The organism is Motilibacter aurantiacus, from assembly GCF_011250645.1.
Lineage (GTDB): Bacteria > Actinomycetota > Actinomycetes > Motilibacterales > Motilibacteraceae > Motilibacter_A > Motilibacter_A aurantiacus.
This window is the reverse complement of sequence record NZ_JAANNO010000001.1, coordinates 717,705-740,340: the sequence shown is the minus strand read 5'-3', so window position 1 is coordinate 740,340 and position 22,636 is coordinate 717,705. Positions and strand designations below refer to the sequence as shown.

The window sequence follows — 22,636 nt, the reverse complement described above, 5'->3', positions numbered from 1 at the left end:
CCGCCGGAGGCGAACGACCGGAGGGTGTTCCCTGACTCGCGGGCAACTGCCGGGTTAACGTCGGGTGACACTGCCGCTGTCATGGTTTGACGAACGCGCGTTCAGCGCACGGCCCTTCGCTCGTCGCTCTTCGTTCACCCTGCACACCTAGGACTGGTCCGCCGCACTCGCGGTATCAGCGTCTCCTAGACGAAGAGGACCAGAGCACTGATGAGCAGCAGCTCCCTGCGCTCGCGGGTTTACCACTCGCGCGTTGCACGCGTCTCGGCCGTCGGCGTCGCCGCCGCCGCCCTCGCCGGCGGTGTCGTCACCTCGGCCACCGGCGCCGCGCCGACCAAGTACCCGGCTGCCGAGCAGTACAAGGCGATCTCGGTCCCCGACCGCGTCGTCATGAACCCGACGACGGACCCGGCGACGTCGCAGAGCGTCTCGTGGCGCTCCGACGCCACGGAGAACCCGGGCTACGCCGAGATCGCCAAGGCGACCGGTGGCCCGTCGTTCACCCCGACCCGCCTGACCGCGACGACGAGCCCGACCGTCCAGGCCGACCTCGGCTACCCGGTCTCGTTCCACTCGGCGACGTTCACCGGACTCGAGCCGGAGACGATGTACACCTACCGCGTCGGCGACGGCGTCAACTGGTCCGAGTGGTTCCAGTTCAAGACCGCCGCCGCGTCGGCTAAGCCGTTCTCGTTCATCTACTACGGCGACGCGCAGAACGGCATCAAGCAGCACGCCTCGCGCGTGTTCCGGCAGGCCTTCCGCGACCGCAGCGAGGCCCAGCTCGTCGTCCACGCCGGCGACCTGGTCGACTCGGCGAACAGCGACTCCCAGTGGGGCGAGTGGTTCTACGCCGGTGGCTTCACGACCGGCATGATCAACCAGCTCGGCATCCCGGGCAACCACGAGTACAGCGGTGGCCAGCTGGCCCGCTACTGGGACAAGCAGTTCGAGTTCCCGAAGAACGGCCCCGCGGCGTTCAACACGGTCGCCCCTGAGACCACGTACTACACCGACTACCAGGGCGTCCGCTTCATCGGCCTCAACACCAACCTCCAGGGCAACACCGCCTACATGGAGGCCACGGCCGCGTGGCTCGAGCAGGTCCTGCGCGACAACCCGAACGAGTGGGCGGTCGTCACGTACCACCACCCGGCGTTCTCCACGACCGGCACGCGCAACAACCCGAACGTCCGCAAGTACTGGCTGCCGATCTTCGAGAAGTACAACGTGGACCTGGTCCTGCAGGGACACGACCACTCGTACGCCCGTGGCAACCTCGCGGTCAACCGCAAGAACGCCATCAACCAGCAGGGCACCGTGTACGTCGTCTCGGTCTCGGGCGAGAAGATGTACGAGCTCAACGGCGGCGTCAACTGGACGAGCAACGGCGCCGAGGTCACCAAGCAGCTGGAGGACAACCAGCTGTACCAGCTCATCGACGTCGACGGCGAGACCATGCGCTACGAGGCCCGCAAGGCCAACGGCGAGTGGCACGACGGCTTCGTGATCGAGAAGGACTTCGACCGCGACCGCAAGCGCGTCTACGACCTCGACGAGGACGGCAAGAAGATCACCTCGGCCGCGGCCAAGAGGTGACCCGGGGCGGCGCTGCCACGTGAGGGCGGGCCGCCGCAGGTGAGGGGAGGGCGACGTGCCACGCCGGCAGGCGGGTGCGTCGCCCTTCCTGTTGCCGGCGGCCTTAGCCCTCCGCCCGCGCCTACCCGGGGTGTGGGGGCGGCCGCGGGCGCGCAGGATAGGGACGACCGACCTGCAGGAGGACCCGCGTGGCTCAGAGCCTCTACCTGTTGTCGACCGGCCCGCGCTCGGGCAAGGCGGCCGTCGCCCTCGGCGTGCTCGAGCTGCTGGCGCGCCACGTCGACCGGCTGGCCGTGTTCCGCCCGCTGGTCGAGGACGGGGGGCGCCCCGACGGCATCGTGGAGCTGCTGCGCGCCCGCTACTCGCTGGCGCAGCCGCCCGAGGCCGGCGTGGGCGCGACGTACGAGGAGGCGGCACGGCTCACGGCGGCCGGCCCGGGGCCGCTCGTCGAGCGGGTGATGGAGCGGTACGCCGCGCTCGCCGAGCGTGCCGACCTGGTCCTGTCGATCGGGTCGGACTACACCGGGCCCTCCCCGTCGACGGAGCTGGAGCTCAACGCGGTCCTCGCCGCGAACCTCGGCGCCCCCGTCATCACGCTGGTCCCCGCGCTCGGCAGGCGTCCGCACGAGGTGTCCGGCGACGCGGCGCAGGCGGGTGGCGTGCTGCGCGACAACGGCTGCATCCTCGTCGCCACCATCGTGAACCGGGCCGCCCAGGAGACCGTGGACGTGCTGCGCGCCCAGCAGCAGCGCTCGGCGGCCGACGCGCCGACGTACGTACTGCCGGAGCTCGCGCTGCTGTCCGCGCCCACCGTCGAGGAGGTCTCGACCCGGCTCGCCGCGGCGCACATCACGGGGGACGTCGCGAGCCTGCAGCGCGAGGTCGAGTCGTTCGTCGTCGGCTCCGGCCACGTGGACGCGGTCCTGCCCCTGCTGCGCGACGGCACCCTGCTCGTGACGGCGGGGGACCGCACCGATCTCATCGTCACCGCCGCCGCCGCGGCGACCAGCCCCGCGCTCCCCACGCCCGCGGGCGTGCTGCTCACCCTCGGCGCCGCCCCCAGCCCGCACATCGAGGAGCTGCTGCGCCCGTCCGGGCTGCCGGTGCTGCTCACCGAGCCGGACACGTACGGCACGCTGCACGCGTTGGAGGGCCTGCGCGGGCACATCCACCCCACGAGCTCGCGCAAGGTGGCGGCGGCACTGGGCCTTTTCGCCGACAACGTCGACGCCGACGAGCTCGCCAGCCGCGTGCGGCTCACCCGTAGCGACGCCGTGACGCCGCTGATGTTCTCCGCCCAGCTGCTCGAGCGGGCCCGCTCGGACCGCCGGCACATCGTCCTGCCCGAGGGCGAGGACGACCGGGTCCTGCGCGCGGCCGAGGAGATCGTGCGCCGCGGCGTCGCCCGGCTGACGGTGCTCGGCGAGCCCGACGCCGTGTCGGCCCGCGCTGCGCAGCTCGGTGTCGACCTGCGCGGGATCGACGTGCTCGACCCGGCGGCCTCACCGCTGCGCAAGGAGTTCGCCGAGACGTACGCCCGGCTGCGGGCGCACAAGGGGGTCACGCTGGACGCGGCGTACGACGTGGTGGTGGACCCGTCGTACTTCGGCACCCTGCTGGTGCACGCCGGGCTCGTCGACGGCATGGTGTCCGGGGCGGCCCACACCACGGCCGCGACGATCCGGCCGGCGCTCGAGATCATCAAGACGGCACCGGGGGTCTCGCTGGTGTCGAGCACCTTCCTCATGTGCCTGTCCGACCGAGTGCTCGCCTTCGCCGACTGCGCGGTCAACCCCGACCCCGGCCCCGAGCAGCTCGCCGAGATCGCACTGTCGACGGCGCAGACCGCCGCGGCGTTCGGCATCGAGCCGCGCGTCGCGCTGGTGTCCTACTCGACGGGCACCTCCGGCAGCGGCGCGGACGTGGAGAAGGTGCGCCGGGCGGCCGAGATCGTCGCCGCACGCCGGCCCGACCTGCCGCTCGCGGGCCCCATCCAGTACGACGCGGCGGTCGACCCCGGCGTGGGCGCCTCGAAGCTGCCCGGCAACCCGGTGTCGGGACACGCGACCGTGCTCATCTTCCCGGACCTCAACACCGGCAACACGACCTACAAGGCGGTGCAGCGGGCAGCGGGCGCGATCGCCGTCGGGCCGGTCCTGCAGGGGCTGCGCCGCCCGGTCAACGACCTCTCGCGTGGCTGCACGGTGCCCGACATCGTGCACACCGTGGCGATCACCGCCGTCCAGGCGCAGGAGGAGGCGGCCGCGGTCCCGGCGTGAAAGGGCCCGGACGGGGTGGCCGGCCGCCGTTTCCGGGCCGCCGTCGCCGGGGACGGGAGTCTTCAGGGGCCGCGCCGTGGGTGGCGGTGCCCGGTCCCTCGACAGACTGCCGACAGAGAGGGCGAGGGCGATGATCACGCAGGAGCAGGCGGGCGGTGTCATCGGCGGCACGCTCCGGGGCGCGGACGGCGAGAGGATCGGGAAGATCGGCCAGGTCTTCGTCGACGACGTCAGCGGCCGGCCCGAGTGGGTCACCGTGCACACCGGGCTGTTCGGGACCCACGAGAGCTTCGTGCCGGTCGCCGAGGCGCAGCTGCAGGGCGACGAGGTCTCCGTGCCCTTCGACAAGGGAATGGTGAAGGACGCGCCGAACGTCGACCCGGCGGAGGGCCACCTCAGCGAGGAGCAGGAGGCCGAGCTCTACCGCTACTACGGGATGACCCGGTCTGACGCAGGCATGGCGCAGACGGGCATGGCGCAGACGGGCATGGCGCGCACTGACATGCCGGCGGGCGAGGCGGACGAGTCTGCGATGCCCACCTCTGCGATGCCCACCTCTGCGATGTCTGCTTCGCCGATGGTCGCTTCGCAGATGGCGGGTTCGGGCCTGACCGGCGCGTCCATGTCCTCCGGTGACGCCACCGACGACGCGATGACCCGCTCGGAGGAGCAGCTGCGGGCAGGCACGGAGACCGTGCGGACCGGGCGGGCGCGCCTGCGCAAGTGGGTCGAGACCGAGCAGCAGCAGGTGACGGTGCCCGTGACGACCGAGCACGCCCGGCTCGTGAGCGAGCCCGTCACCGCCGAGAACGTCGGCCGCGCGACGAGCGGCCCGGACATCTCCGAGGCCGAGCACGAGGTCACCTTGCACGCCGAGCGCCCCGTCGTCAGCACGGAGACGGTCCCGGTCGAGCGGGTCCGGCTCGAGACGGAGACCGAGACCCACGACGAGACGGTCAGCGCCGACGTCCGCAAGGAGCGGATCGACCTCGACGCAGGCCGCGAGGCCACGGCGCAGCCCGGGACGGGCCCGGACGCCTCGCGCCGCCTCTGACCTCACCCCTCCCCCCGCTGACCGTGCACGACCGCGACCGTTGTCCACGGCCGCGCGCTGCGCAGAACCGGCACGGTCGTGCATGGTCAGCGGGGGAGCGGGGGGGTGGGAAAGGCGGGCAGCGGAGCGGCGCTGAGCGCGAGCCCGGCGGCACCGAGGGCGCCGGCGCGCTGGTCGAGGGTCGCGAGCACGATGTCCACGTCCGCTGTCGCCCGCAGGCACGACAGGCGCAGGCCGCGGCCGACCTCCTCCGCGACCAGGTCGCCGGCGCGGACGAGCGGGCCGCCGAGGACCACGGCCTCCGGGTCGAGCGCGTTGCACAGCAGCCCGGCCGCCTGACCGACCCGCGTCGCCGCGTCCGCGACCGCCCGCCGGCAGGCCGGGTCCCCGGCCCGCAGGCGCTCCAGCAGCAGGTCGAAGGTGAGCCCGTCCGGGAACCAGGGACGCAGGTCGTGCATGAGGGCGGTCGTACCGGCGTACGTCTCCAGGCAGCCTCGGTTGCCGCACCGGCAGAGCGGGCCGGCCGGGTCGAGGACGAGGTGCCCGAACTCGCCGGCGGTCCCGGAACGGCCCGGCCGGACCTTGCCGTCGAGCACCACCGCGCCGCCCACCCCGATGTGCAGCTTGAAGAAGACGACGTCCGAGTAGCCCTTGGCCGCGCCCCAGAGCAGCTCCCCGCGGGCGGCGCAGTTGCTGTCGTTGTCCAGGACGACGGGCAGCCCGAGCCGGCCCTGCAGCTCCTCGACCAGGTCCACCGACTCCCAGCCGGGGCGCATGGTCGACGGCGGTAGGCCCGGCGCCCCCTCCACGGGCCCGTCGGTGAGGCCCAGGGGCACCGCGAGCCCGAGGCCGAGCACGTCCTCGGGCGCGGCCGCGGCGGCCTCGATCGTCTCGCGGACCAGCTGCTCGGCGACCGGAAGCGCTTCGGCAGCCGAGTAGTGCGGCCGCAGGGCGCGGTCGCGCTCGGCGCGGACCGTGTGCGCGACGTCCACGGCCGCGGCCCGGATGTGGACGAGCCCCAGCTGCAGGCCCACCACGAGGCCGCGCCGCGGGTCGAGGCAGACCAGGGCACCCGGCCGCCCGCGCCCGCCCCGCTCCTCGGCGCCGAGCTCGCGCACCACGCCCTCGGCCGCCAGCTCCGCGACCGCGGCGGCCACCGTCGACTTCGGCATCCCGGCCGCCCGCGCCAGCTGGGCCCGGGTCAGCGGCCCACGCTCGCGCAGCAGGCCCGCGACACGCGCGGCGGCCGACCGCGAGCCCGGCGTGCCGCTCGCTGCCGATCGGAAAGGGGCCGCGTTCGACATGGGGCGGAACGCTACCTCGGCGATTTCGTCCAGAACTGGCTCATTGACAGCGTGTTCGGGCTCTCTTTAGGTTGCGGCCGTCCTGACGTCCACACCGAGGTGGATCTTGATGTCGCTTCTCCAGAACGACCGTCACCGCCCCCGTGCCGCCCGCCGCCTGCTGCGGCCCGCCGTCGTCGCGGCGGGCGTGGCCATGGCCGCGGGCACGATCGCCGCTCCCGCCGGGGCCGTCGGGCTCGGCCCGCAGGGGCAGGCCCCGATCCCGTCCACCGCGACGGGTGCGAGCGTCGCGGCCCCCACCGTCACCGGCCCGGTCGCCAGCACGACGCCCGTCGGTGACCCGGCCCACGGGTACCCGTTCCTCGCCACCGACGTCGATCTCGCGAGCGCCGGCTACGTGGAGCAGGAGTTCTTCATCTCCGGCCAGGCCACGCGCTACGCGCAGTCCGGCACGAGCACCGCCACGGTCACCAGCACCGGCCACCCCTACTCGACGCGCATCGTGGTGCGCAAGCCGACCGACGCCAAGAAGTTCAACGGCGTCGTCGTCGCCGAGTGGATCAACGTCAGCAACCAGTGGGACCAGGAGGTCGACTGGTTCCAGAGCCACGAGCACTTCCTCCGCGAGGGGTACGCGTGGGTGGGCGTCTCCGCCCAGCGCGTCGGCGTGCACTCGGCCACCGGCCTCAAGGCGTGGAGCCCGGCCCGCTACGGCTCCCTCGACGTGACTGCCGGTGGCACGATCAACGACGACACGCTCTCCTACGACATCTTCAGCCAGGCCGTGAAGGCCGTGCGCAGCCCGGCCGCGGGCGTGGACCCGCTCGGCTCGCTGCCGGCGCCGCAGTACGTCATCGCCACCGGCCACTCGCAGTCGGCGGGCCGGCTCGCGAACTACTACAACGGCATCCTCCCGCTGTCGAACATCCTCGACGCCGTCGTCCTGCACGGCGGCGGCGGCGTGCTGCGCACCGGCTCGACGCGGCCGGTCTTCCGGATCAACTCCGAGGGCGACGTCGCCAGTGGCATCCTCAGCGTCGCCGCCCGTCAGCAGCCCGACTCGCCGGTCCTGCGCTCCTGGGAGGTCGCCGGCGCGTCGCACGGCGACTGGAAGCTCATCACGGACTACGGCCCCCTGCGCAAGCGCGACATCGGCACCTACCCCGGCGGCTACCCCGGCGAGCCGCAGACCTGTGCCCTGCCCTCGCTGTCCCGGGTGCCGCAGCACATGGTGCAGAACGCCGTCTACGACCACACGGTGGACTGGGTGGCGTACGGGGCCCAGCCGCCGACCGCACCGAAGATCACGACCGAGCCGGCCGCATCGACCACCGTCGTCCGCGACGGCCTGGGCCTGGCGCTCGGCGGCATCCGGCTGGCGCAGCACGAGGCGCCGCTGCGGGTCAACTCCGGGTCCAACACCGGCCCCGGGTTCTGCTTCCTCGACGGAAGCTCGCTTCCGCTGACCGACGCCCAGCTCGCGGCGCTCTACCCGACGGTGCAGTCCTACGTGGACGAGTTCGTCGCGACCACGCTCGCCAACGCCGCCGCCGGCTACATCCCGGGCAACTTCACCCGCGACCCGGCGTGGTACTCGGACCTGCGTGAGCTGATCGAGGAGCACGCCGCTGCCGGCCGCATCGCCGGTCACGTCGAGGCCAGCCTGCTCGACCGGCTCGACCGGGCCGAGCGCCTCGGCCTGTCGGGCAGCGAGAGCCGCACCGCCGGGTACCTGCAGCACCTGGTGGACCGCGCCCGCAACCAGATCAAGGGCGACGCGGCCGCCCGCGAGGCGGTCGTCCGCTCGGCCACCGCGCTGATCGCCCTGCTCGACGCGGTCGACGGCACGGCCAACGAGGGCTGACCGGCCCGACGACACAGGAAGCCTGATGCAGAGAACAGGAAAGTTCCTCGCGTCGGCCCTGCCGGCGGCATTGGCCGTCGCGCTGCCGCTGGGGGCGACCCCGGCGGCAGCCGCGGCGGACAACACCGTGGTGGGCGCCGACGTCATCGCGGAGGTGCAGCCGCTGGCGTACAACGTCACGGCCGTGGCCATCCGCTACCAGCGCACGATCGACCTCGAGGGCGCCACCGTGCCCACCTCGGCCTTCGACGTGCAGGCCACGCTGCGCGGGCAGGGCACGCCGGTGGTGCGCAACCGCACGGTGACCCGGGTCTACACCAACGACGAGCCCGAGCGGGCGGCTACGGGGGAGAAGGGCAAGTACCTCATCCTCGAGCTCGCCACGAGCGACGCGGGTGCGGCGGCGACGTACTTCTCGTTCGCCGGCTTCCTCACCGAGCTCTACCCGCTCGCCGGGGCCTATTCGGTGACCCAGACCGCGGACGTCCTCGACGGCCGCGGGCGGCTCGAGCTGGACGCGCCCTCGTCCCCGATCGTCAACACGGGAGTCGTCAGCCCGGTCGTCGACGACTTCAGCCGCGAGGCCTACACCTCGCCCGGGGGCACCTCGGTCCGGTACCGCTTCTTCGCGCCCGAGGCGTACCGCGACAAGCCGCGGGCCAAGAAGCTCTACCCGCTCGTGCTCGCGCTGCACGGCGTCGGTGAGCGGGGCACGAACAACACCTCGCAGATCGTCGGCAACCAGCTGGCGTACGCCTTCGCCGAGCCCGGCCGGCAGTCGACCGACCCGAGCTTCGTCATCGCGCCGCAGGCGCCCGCCGTGTGGGCGCCGGGGACGTTCATCTGGAACCCCGCCGACCTGCAGCAGGCGCTGCTCGACATCGTCGACAGGGCTGTCGCGACGTACCCGATCGACCCGGACCGGGTCTACCTCACCGGCCTCTCGATGGGCTCGATCGGCTCCTGGGAGCTGCTGCCGAAGGTGCCGCGCAAGTTCGCCGCGGCGCTGCTCGTGACCGGGCAGGGCGACCCGGCCAAGGTCGGCGTCCTCAAGGACCTCCCGCTCTGGGCCACGCACTCCGTGGACGACCCCACGGTGCAGTACTCCGGGCCGATCTCGGACCGGGCGCTCGTCGAGGCGATCGAGGCCGCCGGCGGCACGGCGACCTGGCGTGAGTGGGCGGGCAACCTGTCCCGCGCGGAGGCCAACGCGAAGGCGTCCGAGCAGGTACAGGCCGCGCGGGCGGCCGGCAGCCCGACGCTGTTCACGACGTACTCGCGTGGCACCACCCCCGTCAACGCGCACTGGTCGTGGGTCCCGACGTACCAGAACGACGTCATGCTCGACTGGCTCTTCTCCCACGAGCGGACCGGCTCGGCGTCGTGCTCGGCGTCGGTGTCCACGAGCAGCTGGGACGGCGGGTTCTCCGCGACCGTCCGCGTCACGAACACGGGCACCAAGCCGGTCGCGGGCTGGTCGGTCGGGCTGTCCGTGGCCGGTGGCGTCTCGGTGGCCAAGGCCTGGCCGGGCACGCTGACGCAGGACGGGACGTCGGTCTCCATCGCGGCGCCGGCGTCGAACAGCACGGTCCAGCCCGGCAAGACGCTCACCCTCGGCTTCACGGCGTCCGGCTCGCCAGCCGGGGCGTCCGGGGTCACGCTCGACGGGGCTGCCTGCGGCTGACCCTGCGCAGCGTGCTGACGGGCCCGGCCCCCGGCCGGGCCCGTCCGCGTCCCCGGGCGGTCGACAGCATCCGGCCACCGCTCCGGCGGGTGCTCCGTGGCGCCCGGCTCCACGGCCGGCCGTGCGCGGCCACGTGGGAAGCTGCTCGGCGTGCAAGGCCTGGCCCGCCGCGAGTTCCAGCTCGTGCTGCTGCGCCGGATGGCCGACTTCCACCCCGGGCTCGTCCGCACCGCGCTCGACGAGCTGGGCGCGACACCGGCCGAGGCGCGCGCCGCGCACACCCGGTGGCAGCGGCTCTGCCACTCGCGCGCGTTCCGCGGCGACCTGCAGCGGTACTCCGCGGTGCTCGGCCCGCCCGCCGGCCAGGAGCGCCTCGCCCTGGGCGACCTCCCCGTCGTACGCCGGTGGTGGCCCCTCGGGCAGCTCTGGCCCGACCTGGCCTGGCAGGTGGTGTCGCTGCCGGAGGGGCCGACGGTCCACACCGAATTGACCCGCGTCTCCGGCGACCCGGTGCTGCCCGCCGACCCGCACGGCCTGCAACCGTGGTCGTGCGTCGTGGGGGACGTGGCGCGGGCGTACGACGTGGCCGAGCAGGGGGAGGGCGACGCGACCAGCCGGTGGTACGCCCTCGGGCCCGGCCCGGTGCGGCCGTGGCGCGCGGTCTTCGTGTGGGGCCTGCTGCAGCTGGTCGACGACCCGCCGCCCGCCCGACTGGGGTGACCCCCTGCCCTGGACCGCGCCGGAGCGCGTGAATGCGGCACGGTGGCGGACCTACCGGCCCAATGCCGCATTCGCTCGACCGGCGGGGGCGTCCTATCAGCCGGGTACGCGTCCGACCCGTCCCAGCAGGTGGGACGTCGTCCCGGCCGGGAGGACGTGCGGCGTCGCCCGCGGGCTACAGGATCCGCCCCGGCCAGTCCGGCGTGCCCGGGGGCAGCGTCCCGCCCGGCGTGGGCCGGCCCTGCGTGGGGCGCGGGCTCGGGGAGGACGACGGCTGCGGCGTACCGGTCGTCGAGGGCGACGGCGACGCGCCCGGTGTCGGGGAGCCGGTGGGCCCCGGGGAGGGCGACGCCGGGGCCGAGGGGGAGCCCGACGGGGACGGGGAGGACGAGGGGGAGCCGGAGGGGCTCGAGGTCGGAGGCGGAGTCGGCTGCGGGCACCCGAGCTGCGTCGCGGACAGCTTCGCGGCGTCGCCGAGCCGGCCGAGCGTCAGCCAGACCGGCAGCGTCTGCTCGGCGTCCACGGAGTCACCGCTGCCGCGCACGGCCTGGTCGAAGCGCGCGTACGCCTCGCCCACCTGCCGCACGGCCTCCGAGTGCTCGAAGCTGCCGGTGTCCTCGGCGACCTCGCGCAGGGACTCGACGTCCTCGCCGACCTCGTTGCGCAGCGACCGGCGCTGGTCGGCGTCGGCGCCGGCGAGCAGCGTGCCGACCTCCGCGGTCGACGCCCGCACCTGGTTGAGCGCGGCGCAGAACGAGGAGCTGTCGTACGCGCTCGCGGGCGCGCACGCCGCCGCCGTCCCCGCGGCGACCGCGAGCGCCAGCCCGGCGGCCCCGTGGGCGGGCGGGCGGCGTGCGGATCTCACCGGGCAACAGTAGGCGCCACCGGGCGGGCGTGGCGGTCGGTCGGGTGGGGGCCGCACGTATCACCTTCGAGCCGGCGCCGCTCCGTCGTTGCGGTGCCCGCCGGAGATCCCGGTGGACGAGTGGGGTCAAGCAGGTCGCAAGCGCGATTCAAGCCCGCGCGCACACGCTGGCCAGGACCTCCACCACAACGACTTCCTCGCAGGAGCCTTCCTCATGACCGCCATGTCCTCGATGCCCACCGCCTCCACTGCCGTCGTCACCGCTGCCGACGCCGCCGCCCTCGCCGCCGAGGTCGACGGCCAGGTGCTGCTGCCCGGGGACGAGGCGTTCGCCGCCGAGGTGGCCACCTTCAACCTCGCCACCACCCACCGACCCGCGATCGTGGTCGCGGCCGTCTCGGCCGCGGACGTGAGCGCCGCCGTCCGGTTCGGGGCGGCGCGCGGCCTGCCCGTGGCCGTCCAGGCCACCGGGCACGGCGCGGTCGCCGCTGCCGACGGCGCCGTGCTCGTCAGCACCAAGCGGCTGGACACCGTGTCGGTGTCGGCCGACACGGCGACGGCCCGGGTCGCGGCCGGCGTGCGCGTGCAGGCCCTTCTCGAGGCGGCGGCCGAGGTCGGGCTCGCGGCCGTCTGCGGCTCCTCGACCTCCGTCGGCGTCGTGGGGATGACCCTCGGCGGCGGGGTCGGCCCGATCTCGCGCAAGTACGGCTTCGCGGCGGACCGCGTCCGGGCGTTCGAGATCGTGACCGCCGACGGCGAGGTCCGCCGGGTGGACGCCCACAACGACCCCGACCTCTTCTGGGCCGTCCGCGGGGGCAAGGGCGGCTTCGGCATCGTCACCGAGATCGAGACCGAGCTCGTGCCGGTCCGGCGGTTCCACGGCGGCGGCATCATGTTCCCCGGCGAGCTCGCCCCGGCCCTGCTGCACGCGTACCGCGAGTGGGCGCCGACCCTGCCGGAGGACACGACCACGTCGATCGGCCTGCTCCGGCTCCCGCCGCTGCCGAGCATCCCCGAGCCGCTGCGCGGCCAGTTCGTGGTGCACCTGCGCTTCGCGCACCTCGGCACCGTCGAGGAGGGCGAGCGGCTGCTGGCCCCGATGCGCGCCGTCGCGCCGGCGGTGATGGACACGGTCGGCGAGATGCCCTTCACCGAGGTCGCCGCCGTCCACATGGACCCGACCGACCCGCTGCCGGCCTTCGAGCGCTCCGCGCTGCTGGACGAGCTGCGCCCCGAGGCCGTCGACGCCCTGCTCGCCGTTGCCGGCCCCGGCGTGCAGACACCGGTCCTGCTGGCCGAGATCCGCCACCTCGGCGGGGCCACCGCCCGCGCCGCCAACGGGCCCAACGCCGTCGCCGGCCGCGGAGCCGAGTTCTCCGTCTTCGCCGTCGGCGTGCTCATGCCCGAGATCGCCGCGATCGTGCCCGAGGCGGTCCGCGCCACCGTGCGCGCCGTCGAGCCGTACGCCCGCCCCGACCGGCTGCTCAACTTCAGCGGCGACATCGGGCGGGAGGAGCTCTCGTCGGTCTGGCCCGCGCAGACGTACGCCCGGCTCCGGCAGGTGAAGGCGGCGTACGACCCGCAGGACGTGTTCCGCATCGGCCACGCCCCGGTCCCCGAGAGCGCCCTGCCGCGGCAGGCCGGCCCGGTGGAGTAGCCGGGGCCGCGGACGCCCCGCGGCTGCCGGCCGCGGGGCTTCGGCACATGCCCGGCCCGGGTCGCCTAAGATCGGCCGCCGACTCACCCGAGCCGCACGGACCTGACGAGGGGGGCCTCCGTGGACCAGGCACACGTCGCTCCGGGCCTACCCGGCGTCGGCGTCGTGAAGGTGCTGCTCGTCGAGGACGACGAGGGCGACGCCTTCCTCGTGTCCGAGCTGCTCGACGAGGACGCCGCACCCGTCCAGATCGACGTGGCGACCACGGTCGCGGCCGCCCGGCAGCGGCTCCAGCGGCCGGGCACCACGCCGTACGACTGCGTCCTGCTCGACCTCGGCCTGCCCGACGCGAACGGGCTCGACGCGCTGCACGCGGTGCTCGAGGTCGCCGACGGCGCCGCGGTCCTCTGCCTGACCGGCCTCGACGACGAGCACCGTGGAGTGGCCGCAGCCGCAGCCGGCGCGCAGGACTACCTCGTCAAGGGGCAGGTCGACGGCCAGCTGCTCCGCCGGTCGATCCGCTACGCGATCGAGCGCAAGCGGGCCGACGAGCAGCTGCGCGCGCTGTACGCCTCGGAGCTGCGCGCCGCGGAGAACGCCCGCCTCGAGCGCGGGCTGCTGCCGCACCCGGAGGTCGCCGACCCGACGATCGGGGTCACGACGCGATACCGGCCCGGCCGGGAAGCCGTCCTCGGCGGCGACTTCTACGACGTCGTCGAGACCGACGACGGGACGCTCTTCCTGCTCATCGGTGACGTGGCCGGCCACGGCCCCGACGAGGCCGCGCTCGGCGTCTGCCTGCGCATCGCCTGGCGCACCCTGGTCCTGGCCGGGCTGGACCGCGAGCGCCTGCTGCCCGTGCTCGAGGACGTGCTGGTCCGCGAGCGCCGGTCCGAGGAGGTCTTCGCCACCCTCTGCATGGTCGTGGTTGCGCCGGACCGCAGCTCGGCGCGCGTGTTCCTCGCCGGCCACCCGGCGCCGCTGCTGCTCGGCGAGTCCCCGGAGCAGCTGCCCGACGAGCTGGTCGGCCCGGCCCTCGGCGTGCTGCCCGGTGTCGTGTGGGGCAGCAGGATCGTCGAGCTCTCGCCCGGCTGGCGGCTGATGCTCTTCACCGACGGCATCGTCGAGGGCCACGTGGGCGACGGCTCCGAGCGGCTCGGGGTGCCGGGCCTGCTCGCGCTCGCGGTGCAGAGCCCGGGCTACCCGGACTCCGGCGCGCTCGTCGACGACCTGATCGCGCGGGCGCGCGAGCTGCACGGAGGCGACCTCTCCGACGACCTGGCGGTCGTGGTCGTGGGGCACGAGCCCGCGGCACAGGCGGCCGCGGGCGCGCGGTGACGGGGGACGCGCCTGCCGCCGGCTGGAGCCTGCGCCGGCGGATCGGGGTGCTGCTGGCCGTCGTCGGCGTCGTGCTGCTCGCCGTGGTGGGCGCCTCGTTCGCCCTGCTGCTGCAGGTGCGCGACGCCCAGGACCTCGTGGCGACGCGCTTCTTCGCCGCCACGATCGCCTCCACCGAGTCCTTCACCAACCTGGTCGACGCCGAGACGGCGGTCCGTGGCTACGCGCTCACCGCCAACCCGGCCGACCTGGAGCCGCTGACGGCCCTGACCCAGCCCGAGACGCAGTCCGAGGTGACGAAGCGCCGGCTGGAGATCCTCCGGGACGTCGTGGACGACGACCCGGAGCTGCAGGCCTCCTACTCGCGGGCCAGCGAGGACGCCCGGCGGTGGTTCCGGGAGTGGGCGCAGCCGGTCATCGAGAGCGTCCGGCTCGGAGGGCCGACCGCCGTCAGCACGGACGAGATCGAGCGCGGCCGCGACCTCTTCGACACGCTGCGCACGGACTACAACAGCTACCTGGCCGTGCTGCAGGACCGCCGGACCGAGGCCCGCGAGGACCTCCGGACGCAGACCGACCTGCTCTTCGTCGCCGTGATCACCAGCGCCCTGGTCGCGTTCGGCGTCGCGCTGGCCCTCTGGTACCTGCTGCAGCGCTGGGTCACGCGGCCGGTCGGCGAGCTCGCCGCGGAGACCCGGGTGGTGCGCAGCGGGAACCTGCGGCACGCCGTCGTCGGCACCGGGCCTCCGGAGTTCGTCGCGCTGGGGCAGGACGTCGACGTCATGCGGCGCGGGCTGGTCGCGCAGCTGGAGGAGGTCGAGCGCGCGCGGGGGGAGATCGAGGACGCGCGCACACGTCTCGAGGAGCAGGCGCAGGACCTGCAGCGCTCCAACCGCGAGCTCGAGCAGTTCGCCTACGTGGCCTCCCACGACCTGCAGGAGCCGCTGCGCAAGGTGGCGTCGTTCTGCCAGATGCTCGAGCGGCGCTACAAGGGCCAGCTCGACGAGCGAGCCGACCAGTACATCGCCTTCGCGGTCGACGGCGCCAAGCGCATGCAGCAGCTCATCAACGACCTGCTCGCGTTCTCCCGGGTGGGCCGGATGTCCTCCGGGCAGACCGAGGTCGATCTCGACACCTGCCTGCGCAATGCGCTGCGCAACCTGAGCAGCGCCATCGAGGAGTCGGGTGCGCAGGTCACCTCCGACCCTCTCCCGACGGTGCGTGGCGAGGGGCCCCTGCTGACGCAGGTCTTCCAGAACCTCGTGGGCAACGCGGTGAAGTTCCGGGGGGAGGCCGCGCCGCAGGTCCACATCGGGGTACGGCGGGAGGGCGACGTCTGGGAGCTCTGCTGCCGCGACAACGGCATCGGCATCGAGCCGCAGTACGCCGAGCGGATCTTCGTGATCTTCCAGCGCCTGCACCCGAAGGACGAGTACGAGGGCACCGGCATCGGCCTCGCCCTGTGCCGCAAGATCGTGGAGTTCCACGGCGGCAGGATCTGGATCGACACGGAGCAGACGGGCGCAAGCGGGACGACCTTCCGCTGGACGCTGCCCGCGCTTCCCGAAGATCCCGCGAATCAAACCGTTGCCATGGGCACTTTCGCCGGGGCGTCCACCGTTCAGGGGGAGACGCGCGGCACTCCGCCGCCGTCGGACCACGGAGCACCGGCCTTGGCCGACGCTGCAACGGACATGTCCGGTCACGCACAGTGATCGAGGGCGGAAGGACGCGGTATGGGTGACCAGCACACGTCGATCGACGTGCTGCTCGTCGAGGACGACCCCGGCGACGTGCTGATGACGCGTGAGGCGTTCGCGGACAACAAGGTGGCGAACAACCTCTACGTCGTCAGCGACGGGGTCAAGGCGATGGAGTTCCTCCGCAAGGAGGGCGAGTTCGCCGACGCGCCGACACCGGACCTGCTGCTGCTAGACCTGAACCTGCCGCGCATGGACGGCCGCGAGGTGCTCGCCGCGATCAAGGCCGACGACGCCCTCCGGTTGATCCCCGTGGTCGTCCTCACGACGTCCGAATCCCAGGAGGACGTGTTGCGCAGCTACTCGTTGCACGCCAACGCCTACGTGACCAAGCCGGTGGACTTCGAGCGGTTCATCGAGGTCGTCCGCCAGATCGACGACTTCTTCGTCAGCGTCGTCAAGCTGCCCAGGCACTGACGCCATGCACACCCTCGACCAAGAGCTGGGCATGGACCCGGGAGTCGATGCCGAGGCCTACCGCGCCCTGGAGCACGAGCTCGCGGTGTTCCTGCGCCGCGCCCGGGCCGCCTCCAAGGAGCTGGCCCGCGAGGTCCATCCGGACATGGAGCCCGACGCGTACGGGCTGCTGGTGCGGCTGTCGGAGTCCGAGGGGTCCCGGGGCACCGACCTCGCGGCCTACTTCGGCGTCGGCAAGCCGACGATCAGCCGGCAGGTCCGGCTGCTCGAGGAGCTCGGGCTGGTCCGGCGTACCCCCGACCCGAGTGACGGCCGCGCCTTCCTGCTGGTGCTGACCGAGGAGGGCGCACGCCGGCTGGCCCCGGTGCGCGAGGCCCGGCGACGCATCTACCGGCAGATGCTGGACTCCTGGCCGACCGAGGACGTCGCCAAGTTCGCCGAGCTGCTCGGGCGGTTGAACGCCGCCGGCTGACCGCCATCCGCTCGCTGACCGGCCGAAGGGCCGGGCCGACCGCGTAGGCCCGGCCCTTCGACGTTCCGCCCTTCAGGGAATACTGGTTGCGGCAAGCAACTTGTACCCGTACAGTTGCTTCGAGCAATGAGGGGGTGCCTGATGGGTGTGAGTACCGAGACCTGCTCGCGGCTCATCGACCAGCTGCCTGTGCTCACCGGGTTGAAGCGCGAGCTCGTGCGCACCGTCCCGGAGGCGCTGCTGCCCGGGCTCGGCGCGCTGGGCGTGCTGGCCCAGGACGGGCCGCTGCGCCCCAGCGCGCTGGCCGACCGGCTGCACGTGGACCTGTCGGTGATCAGCAGGCAGGCGGGGCAACTGGCCGCGCAGGGGCTCGTCGAGCGTCTGCCCGACCCGGAGGACCGGCGCAGCCATCGGCTGCGGATCACCGAGGACGGGCGGACCCGGCTCGCCGGCGTGCGCGAGGCCCTGGCCGGCCGACTGGCTCAACGTCTTGACACATGGGCCCAACGGGACGCGGAGACCCTGGTCCAGCTCCTGACCTGCCTTCGCCTCGCCACCGAGGGCGCACCGACATCACCCACACCCGGAGCCCCGGCCGGCTCCGCCGCTGCACGAGGAGACCGGGCATGAGCACCACCACATCGGCTGCCGTGGGGGACACGGCATCCACGCAGGGGCAGCCGATGACGCACCGGCAGATCCTGGAGGCGCTGTCCGGGCTGCTGCTCGGGATGTTCGTCGCGATCCTGTCCTCGACCGTCGTCTCGAACGCCCTGCCGCGCATCATCGCCGAGCTCGGCGGCGGGCAGTCGGCGTACACCTGGGTGGTCACCTCCACCCTGCTCGCGATGACCGCCTCGACCCCGCTCTGGGGAAAGCTGGCCGACCTCTACAGCAAGAAGCTGCTCGTGCAGCTCGCGCTCCTGATCTACGTCGTGGCCTCCGTGGCCGCGGCGTTCTCGCAGAACACCGGGACGCTCATCGGCTGCCGGGCGCTGCAGGGAATCGGCGCCGGCGGGCTCACCGCCCTGGCCCAGGTCGTGATGGCAGCGATGATCTCGCCCCGTGAGCGCGGCCGCTACAGCGGCTATCTCGGCGCGGTCTTCGCGGTCGCGACCGTCGGCGGCCCGCTCATCGGCGGCGTGATCGTGGACACCTCGTGGCTCGGCTGGCGCTGGTGCTTCGGAGTCGGGGTGCCGTTCGCGCTCGCCGCGATCGTGATCCTGCAGAAGACCCTCCGCCTGCCGGTCGTCCGCCGCCAGGTCCGCATCGACTGGCTCGGCGCGACGCTGATCGCCGCGGCCGTCTCGCTGGTCCTCATCTGGGTGTCGCTGGCCGGGCACAACTTCGACTGGGGCTCGTGGCAGACCGCCGCGATGCTCGCCGGGGCCTTCGTGCTGGGCGCGCTGGCCATCTGGGTGGAGTCCCACGCCGCCGAGCCGGTGATCCCGCTGAAGCTGTTCAGGAACTCGACCATCACCCTGGCCACCGTCGCCAGCCTGTTCGTCGGCGTCGCGATGTTCGGCGCGACCGTCTTCCTCAGCCAGTACTTCCAGCTGGCCCGCGGCGACTCGCCGACCAAGGCCGGCCTCATGACGCTGCCGCTCATCGCCGGGCTGTTCCTGTCCTCCACGATCACCGGTCGGATCATCAGCTCGACCGGGCTGTGGAAGCGCTGGCTGGTCGCCGGCACGGTCCTCATCACCATCGGGTTCGCCCTCATGGGGACGATGCGCGCCGACACGCCGTACGTCCTGCTCGCCCTCTACATGTTCGTCTCCGGGGCCGGCGTCGGCATGACCATGCAGAACCTCGTGCTCTCGGTGCAGAACGCCGTCCCGGTGAGCGAGCTGGGGGTGGCCAGCTCGACCGTCGCCTTCTTCCGCAGCCTCGGCGGTGCCGTCGGCGTCTCGGCCCTGGGCGCCGTGCTCGGACACGAGGTGAAGGACTCGATCACCTCCGGCCTGGCCAGGCTGGGCGTCCCCGCCGGCGGGGAGGCGGGCGGCTCGTCGATCCCCGACCTCGGCACGCTGCCCGGCCCGGTCCGCGCGGTCGTCGAGGACGCCTACGGCAGGGGAGCCGCGGAGACCTTCATCATCGCGGCGCCGTTCGCGCTGCTGGCCTTCCTCTGCGTCATCTTCATCAAGGAGGTCCCGCTCCGGCGGGCGAACGTGACGGCCGACGGGGAGCCGGCCGAGGTCGTGGAGCAGCACGAGGGGGCTGCCGCCGTCGAGGGCGTGCCGGTCGTCGGGGCACGCCCCCAGGAGGGGGCGGGGACCCGCGGCTGAGCCCGCACCACCCGCTACGAGGGCCGTCCCTGGGTCAGGGGCGGCCCTTGCGCGTGGGCTGCTGGCCCCCGGCCCGGCTGCGCGGCGGGGCCGGCCGCGCGGCGGCGGGCCGCGAGCCACCGGCGGCGGGAGCCTTGCCCCGGGCCCGGCCCGTGCCGGTCGCGGCGGTGGGGGACGAACGGCGCGACACGAGCACCCGGGCCCCGACGACCAGGCCGAGGACGACGACGACCGCGGCGACGAGCGCCGGCACGGGGAGCCCCCCGGAGTCCTCGCTCGCCGGAGCGGCCGCGGGAGCCTGCGCCACCGGGGTCGTGGCCGGCTGTGGCACGGCGGCAGCGGGCGCGGAGGCGCCGGCGCTCGCCACAGGCGGTGCCACCTGCTGGGGCAACGGGGAAGGCGTCTGCACGACCCGCGGCTGCGTGGGAGCCCCGGAGTACGTGAACGTGAGCTCGCCCTTCACCTCGTCGCCGTCCGAGGCGACGTTGTAGTAGGAGACCCTGTAGGTCCCCTTCTGCGGCAGCTGCTTGAGCGCGACCTGGGTGCCGTAGCCGTAGTCGTAGAAGACCGGCGTCCACTTGCCGTCGACCAGGTTGAACTCCTGGACGGGCTCGCGCAGCCGCCGGGTCTGGCCGGGCCACCACCCGGCGTCGACCCGCTCGCCGTTGGGGGCGTACACCTCGAACTTCGCGACGCCGGGGTTGATCGCCTCGGTGAAGTAGAGGTCGACGACCTCCAGCGGCTCGGAGACCTTGGTCCCGTCGGCCGGGGTGGCCTCGGCGAGCGTGCCGTGGGCCGAGGCCGGCAGCGCGCTGCCGAGCACCCCCGCCGTCGTCAGTGCCGCGAGAAGTCCTGCGCGGGCGACCCGGCCGCTGCTGCGGTGGGGCGCCGGCTCCGTTGCCAGTCCTAGCACCGGCACAGATTGCCACCCGGATCCGTGCGACGGAAGCGAAACTTGAGGCGCTGCGGACAATACTCAGTCACGAATCGGCGTCGGCCGGGCCGCCCGGGCTCAGGCGGCCCGGCGCCGGCCACCGACCACGCCCAGTCCCGGCCGGTGCGTCCCGGGCCGCGGCAGCGACTCCGGCTCGCGCCGCCCGGTGCGCTCGCGGCGGGCCAGCGCGGCCACGAACGCCAGGCCGAGCACGGGGAGCGCGTGGTCGAGCTCCTCCAGAGCCGACGCGGCGCCGGAGGCGAGGTCCACGGCCACGAAGACCGCCAGCGCGCCGACGAGGGTCACCAGGAACGGCAGGTGCGGGGCCGCGCGCCGTGGGCGCAGTGCGATGGCCGCGAACGCCGCGGCCAGGGCGAGGCCGAACGCCGCAAGGTCTCGGTCGAGGTGCTGGGCGGCGTGGGAGACGGCGGCCGCCGCGCCCCCGGAGCCGTGGGTGTGCCCGTGCGCGTGGCTGTGCGAGTGCCCGTCGTCGGCCGCCGCCGTCTGCTCGGGGCCGAGCGCGAGGCCCAGGCAGTGCAGGCCCTGGACGAGCCCGACCGCGAGCAGGCCCAGGCGCAGGGCCACGTCGGGCAGGCCACGAGGGCGCAGCCGGGCGCCGACCGCGCGGGCGACGGCGAGCCCGCCATGGCGTACGCGGGCGAGCGGCGAGCGCCGGGCCGCGACCGCCGCGAGCACTGCGGGGGCGAGGTCGGGCTGTGCCTGGACCGAGCCCGTGCGGGCGGCCCGGTGCAGCCGGCGCATGCGCTGCGCCAGCGCGTCACAGTCCGGACACGTGCTCTCGTGATCGGCTATCGCCGCCTGCTCCCCGGGGCTATCCTCGCCGTCGAGCTGAGCGGACAGCGCCTCCGCAAAGTCCTCGCACCGCATGCTCCGTTAGTCAGCCCCGAGGCGCTGGAAGTTCCCGTGAACGTGCCCGGCTCCGGCTGCGTTCCCCGGCGAGCAGGAGAGGCACGATGCCCAGAGACGGCGAGGAGAGCGGCGACCTCGGCGCGCTGCTGCTCGCGGCGCGTGACGACGAGGCCGCCGCCGCGGCCTTCGTCCGCGCCCTCCAGCCGTCGGTCTGGCGCTTCGTGGCCTCGCTGCTCGGCCCGCGCACCCCGGAGCACGACATCGCCGAGGTCGTGCAGGAGACGTTCGTCCGCACGCTGACCGGGCGCTCGCGCTGGCGGGGCGACGCGTCGGCCACCACCTGGGTGCTCGCGATCGCCCGTCGCTGCGTCGCGGACCACCTGTCGGGCCTGACGCGCCGCCGCGCCCGCGAGGGGGTGCTCGACGAGTCCCTCCACGACGTGCCGACCGCCGACCTCACCTCCAGCGTAGAGCTCGCCGACCTGATCGCCAGGCTCGGCGACGACCGCCGGGAGGCGTTCGTCCTGACCCAGGCGCTCGGGCTGTCGTACGCCGAGGCGGCCGAGGTCTGCGGCGTCCCGATCGGGACGATCCGCTCGCGGGTGGCGCGCGCCCGCGCCGACCTCGTGGAGGCGTACGCCCCCACCGAGGACACGGTCGTCGAGGCCCCGCGGCGTCGCATGATGCGCCGCCGCTGACCGACGTAGGCTTCGCGCCATGAGCGCGCCGGACTCGCAGTACGAGGAGCTGCTCGCCTCGGTCCTCACCGGGGGGAGCGTCAAGCCCGACCGCACCGGCACCGGCACGCGCAGCCTGTTCGCCCAGCAGCTGCGCTACGACCTGGCGCAGGGCTTCCCGCTCATCACGACCAAGAAGGTGCACTTCCGCTCGATCGCCTACGAGCTGCTGTGGTTCCTGCGCGGCGAGAGCAACGTGACGTGGCTGCAGCAGAACGGCGTCACGATCTGGGACGAGTGGGCGGCGCCCGACGGCGAGCTCGGCCCCGTCTACGGGGTGCAGTGGCGGGCCTGGCCGACGCCGGACGGCGGGACGGTCGACCAGATCAGCAACGTCCTCGAGCAGCTGCGGACGAGCCCGGACTCGCGGCGGATGGTCGTCTCGGCCTGGAACGTCGCCGAGCTCGAGGAGATGGCGCTGCCGCCGTGCCACGCGATGTTCCAGTTCTACGTGGCGGACGGCCGGCTCTCCTGTCACCTCTACCAGCGCTCGGCCGACCTCTTCCTCGGCGTGCCGTTCAACATCGCGAGCTACGCGCTGCTCACCCACATGGTGGCCCAGCAGGTCGACCTGGAGCCGGGCGAGCTGGTCTGGACCGGCGGCGACTGCCACATCTACGCCAACCACGTCGAGCAGGTGACCGAGCAGGTCTCGCGGGCGCCGTACCCCTTCCCTCGCCTGCAGCTGCGCAAGGCCGCGAGCCTGTTCGACTACGCCTACGAGGACTTCACCGTCGTCGACTACGTCTCGCACCCGCGCCTGAGCGGCGCGGTCGCGGTCTGACCCGCCGCCC

At 73.7% G+C, this 22,636-nt stretch carries 19 protein-coding genes and 1 pseudogene; 15 read left to right on the top strand and 5 right to left on the bottom strand.

Translation table 11 applies throughout. From position 1 onward, the window contains the following. Positions 1-210 precede the first annotated feature (210 nt). The 3 genes from G9H72_RS03420 (at position 211) to G9H72_RS03410 (ending at position 4,932) form a co-directional block, all read left to right on the top strand. Positions 211-1,599, top strand: coding sequence for a purple acid phosphatase family protein (locus tag G9H72_RS03420; protein ID WP_166167303.1), 1,389 nt, complete (start codon positions 211-213; stop codon positions 1,597-1,599). Between the two features lie 188 nt (positions 1,600-1,787). Beyond that, positions 1,788-3,878, top strand: coding sequence for a phosphate acetyltransferase (gene pta, locus G9H72_RS03415; RefSeq protein WP_166167300.1), 2,091 nt, complete (start codon positions 1,788-1,790; stop codon positions 3,876-3,878). A 130-nt stretch (positions 3,879-4,008) separates the two neighbouring features. After that, entirely contained in the window at positions 4,009-4,932 is a 924-nt protein-coding gene (locus G9H72_RS03410; protein WP_166167298.1) for a DUF2382 domain-containing protein, read from the top strand. A gap of 86 nt (positions 4,933-5,018) precedes the next feature. On the opposite strand, the gene G9H72_RS03405 is transcribed toward G9H72_RS03410, so the two are convergent. After that, on the bottom strand, positions 5,019-6,236 hold the full coding sequence (locus G9H72_RS03405) for an ROK family protein (RefSeq protein ID WP_166167295.1): 1,218 nt from the start codon (positions 6,234-6,236) through the stop codon (positions 5,019-5,021). Between the two features lie 109 nt (positions 6,237-6,345). Here G9H72_RS03405 and G9H72_RS03400 point away from each other — a divergent pair, with 109 nt between their 5' ends. The 3 genes from G9H72_RS03400 (at position 6,346) to G9H72_RS03390 (ending at position 10,504) form a co-directional block, all read left to right on the top strand. Further along, positions 6,346-8,100 (top strand): alpha/beta hydrolase domain-containing protein, encoded by a 1,755-nt coding sequence (locus G9H72_RS03400; RefSeq protein WP_166167292.1) that lies wholly within the window; start codon positions 6,346-6,348, stop codon positions 8,098-8,100. A gap of 25 nt (positions 8,101-8,125) precedes the next feature. Next, positions 8,126-9,784: a cellulose binding domain-containing protein gene (locus G9H72_RS03395; protein WP_166167289.1), complete on the top strand. Its 1,659-nt coding sequence runs from the start codon at positions 8,126-8,128 to the stop codon at positions 9,782-9,784. Positions 9,785-9,934: 150 nt separating this feature from the next. After that, positions 9,935-10,504 carry a hypothetical protein gene (locus tag G9H72_RS03390; protein ID WP_166167286.1) on the top strand — a complete coding sequence of 190 codons (570 nt, stop codon included), beginning with the start codon at positions 9,935-9,937 and terminating at the stop codon, positions 10,502-10,504. Positions 10,505-10,679: 175 nt separating this feature from the next. On the opposite strand, the gene G9H72_RS03385 is transcribed toward G9H72_RS03390, so the two are convergent. Next, positions 10,680-11,369: a hypothetical protein gene (locus G9H72_RS03385; RefSeq protein WP_166167283.1), complete on the bottom strand. Its 690-nt coding sequence runs from the start codon at positions 11,367-11,369 to the stop codon at positions 10,680-10,682. 214 nt (positions 11,370-11,583) lie between these two features. On the opposite strand from G9H72_RS03385, the gene G9H72_RS03380 reads away from it, so the two are divergent. From G9H72_RS03380 to G9H72_RS03350, 7 genes are all read left to right on the top strand, one after another. Next, complete coding sequence (locus G9H72_RS03380; RefSeq protein ID WP_231126190.1) at positions 11,584-13,026, top strand: FAD-binding oxidoreductase; 1,443 nt, start codon at positions 11,584-11,586, stop codon at positions 13,024-13,026. A gap of 120 nt (positions 13,027-13,146) precedes the next feature. Then, positions 13,147-14,364, top strand: coding sequence for a PP2C family protein-serine/threonine phosphatase (locus tag G9H72_RS03375; protein WP_166167280.1), 1,218 nt, complete (start codon positions 13,147-13,149; stop codon positions 14,362-14,364). Then, entirely contained in the window at positions 14,361-16,079 is a 1,719-nt protein-coding gene (locus G9H72_RS03370) for a sensor histidine kinase (protein ID WP_166167278.1), read from the top strand. The genes G9H72_RS03375 and G9H72_RS03370 overlap by 4 nt, the downstream gene beginning before the upstream one ends. A 21-nt stretch (positions 16,080-16,100) precedes the next feature. After that, positions 16,101-16,541, top strand: coding sequence for a response regulator (locus G9H72_RS03365; RefSeq protein WP_166167275.1), 441 nt, complete (start codon positions 16,101-16,103; stop codon positions 16,539-16,541). Positions 16,542-16,545: 4 nt separating this feature from the next. Beyond that, complete coding sequence (locus tag G9H72_RS03360; protein WP_166167272.1) at positions 16,546-17,013, top strand: MarR family winged helix-turn-helix transcriptional regulator; 468 nt, start codon at positions 16,546-16,548, stop codon at positions 17,011-17,013. A 141-nt stretch (positions 17,014-17,154) separates the two neighbouring features. Then, on the top strand, positions 17,155-17,643 hold the full coding sequence (locus G9H72_RS03355) for a MarR family winged helix-turn-helix transcriptional regulator (RefSeq protein WP_166167269.1): 489 nt from the start codon (positions 17,155-17,157) through the stop codon (positions 17,641-17,643). Between the two features lie 53 nt (positions 17,644-17,696). Continuing rightward, on the top strand, positions 17,697-19,301 hold the full coding sequence (locus tag G9H72_RS03350) for an MDR family MFS transporter (RefSeq protein ID WP_166167817.1): 1,605 nt from the start codon (positions 17,697-17,699) through the stop codon (positions 19,299-19,301). 34 nt (positions 19,302-19,335) lie between these two features. On the opposite strand, the gene G9H72_RS03345 is transcribed toward G9H72_RS03350, so the two are convergent. The 3 genes and pseudogenes from G9H72_RS03345 to G9H72_RS23315 form a co-directional block, all read right to left on the bottom strand. After that, positions 19,336-20,214: a copper resistance CopC family protein gene (locus G9H72_RS03345; RefSeq protein WP_166167266.1), complete on the bottom strand. Its 879-nt coding sequence runs from the start codon at positions 20,212-20,214 to the stop codon at positions 19,336-19,338. A 99-nt stretch (positions 20,215-20,313) separates the two neighbouring features. Continuing rightward, the gene (locus G9H72_RS03340; RefSeq protein WP_231126188.1) at positions 20,314-20,997 is read right to left on the bottom strand and encodes a hypothetical protein; all 684 of its coding nucleotides are present in this window, start codon (positions 20,995-20,997) and stop codon (positions 20,314-20,316) included. A gap of 30 nt (positions 20,998-21,027) precedes the next feature. Continuing rightward, positions 21,028-21,123, bottom strand: a pseudogene (locus G9H72_RS23315) (zf-HC2 domain-containing protein); the annotation flags it as partial. Positions 21,124-21,209: 86 nt separating this feature from the next. Here G9H72_RS23315 and G9H72_RS03335 point away from each other — a divergent pair. Next, the gene (locus G9H72_RS03335; protein ID WP_166167260.1) at positions 21,210-21,803 is read left to right on the top strand and encodes a sigma-70 family RNA polymerase sigma factor; all 594 of its coding nucleotides are present in this window, start codon (positions 21,210-21,212) and stop codon (positions 21,801-21,803) included. A gap of 19 nt (positions 21,804-21,822) precedes the next feature. Next, positions 21,823-22,626 (top strand): thymidylate synthase, encoded by an 804-nt coding sequence (locus tag G9H72_RS03330; protein WP_166167257.1) that lies wholly within the window; start codon positions 21,823-21,825, stop codon positions 22,624-22,626. The last annotated feature ends 10 nt before the right edge of the window (positions 22,627-22,636 follow it).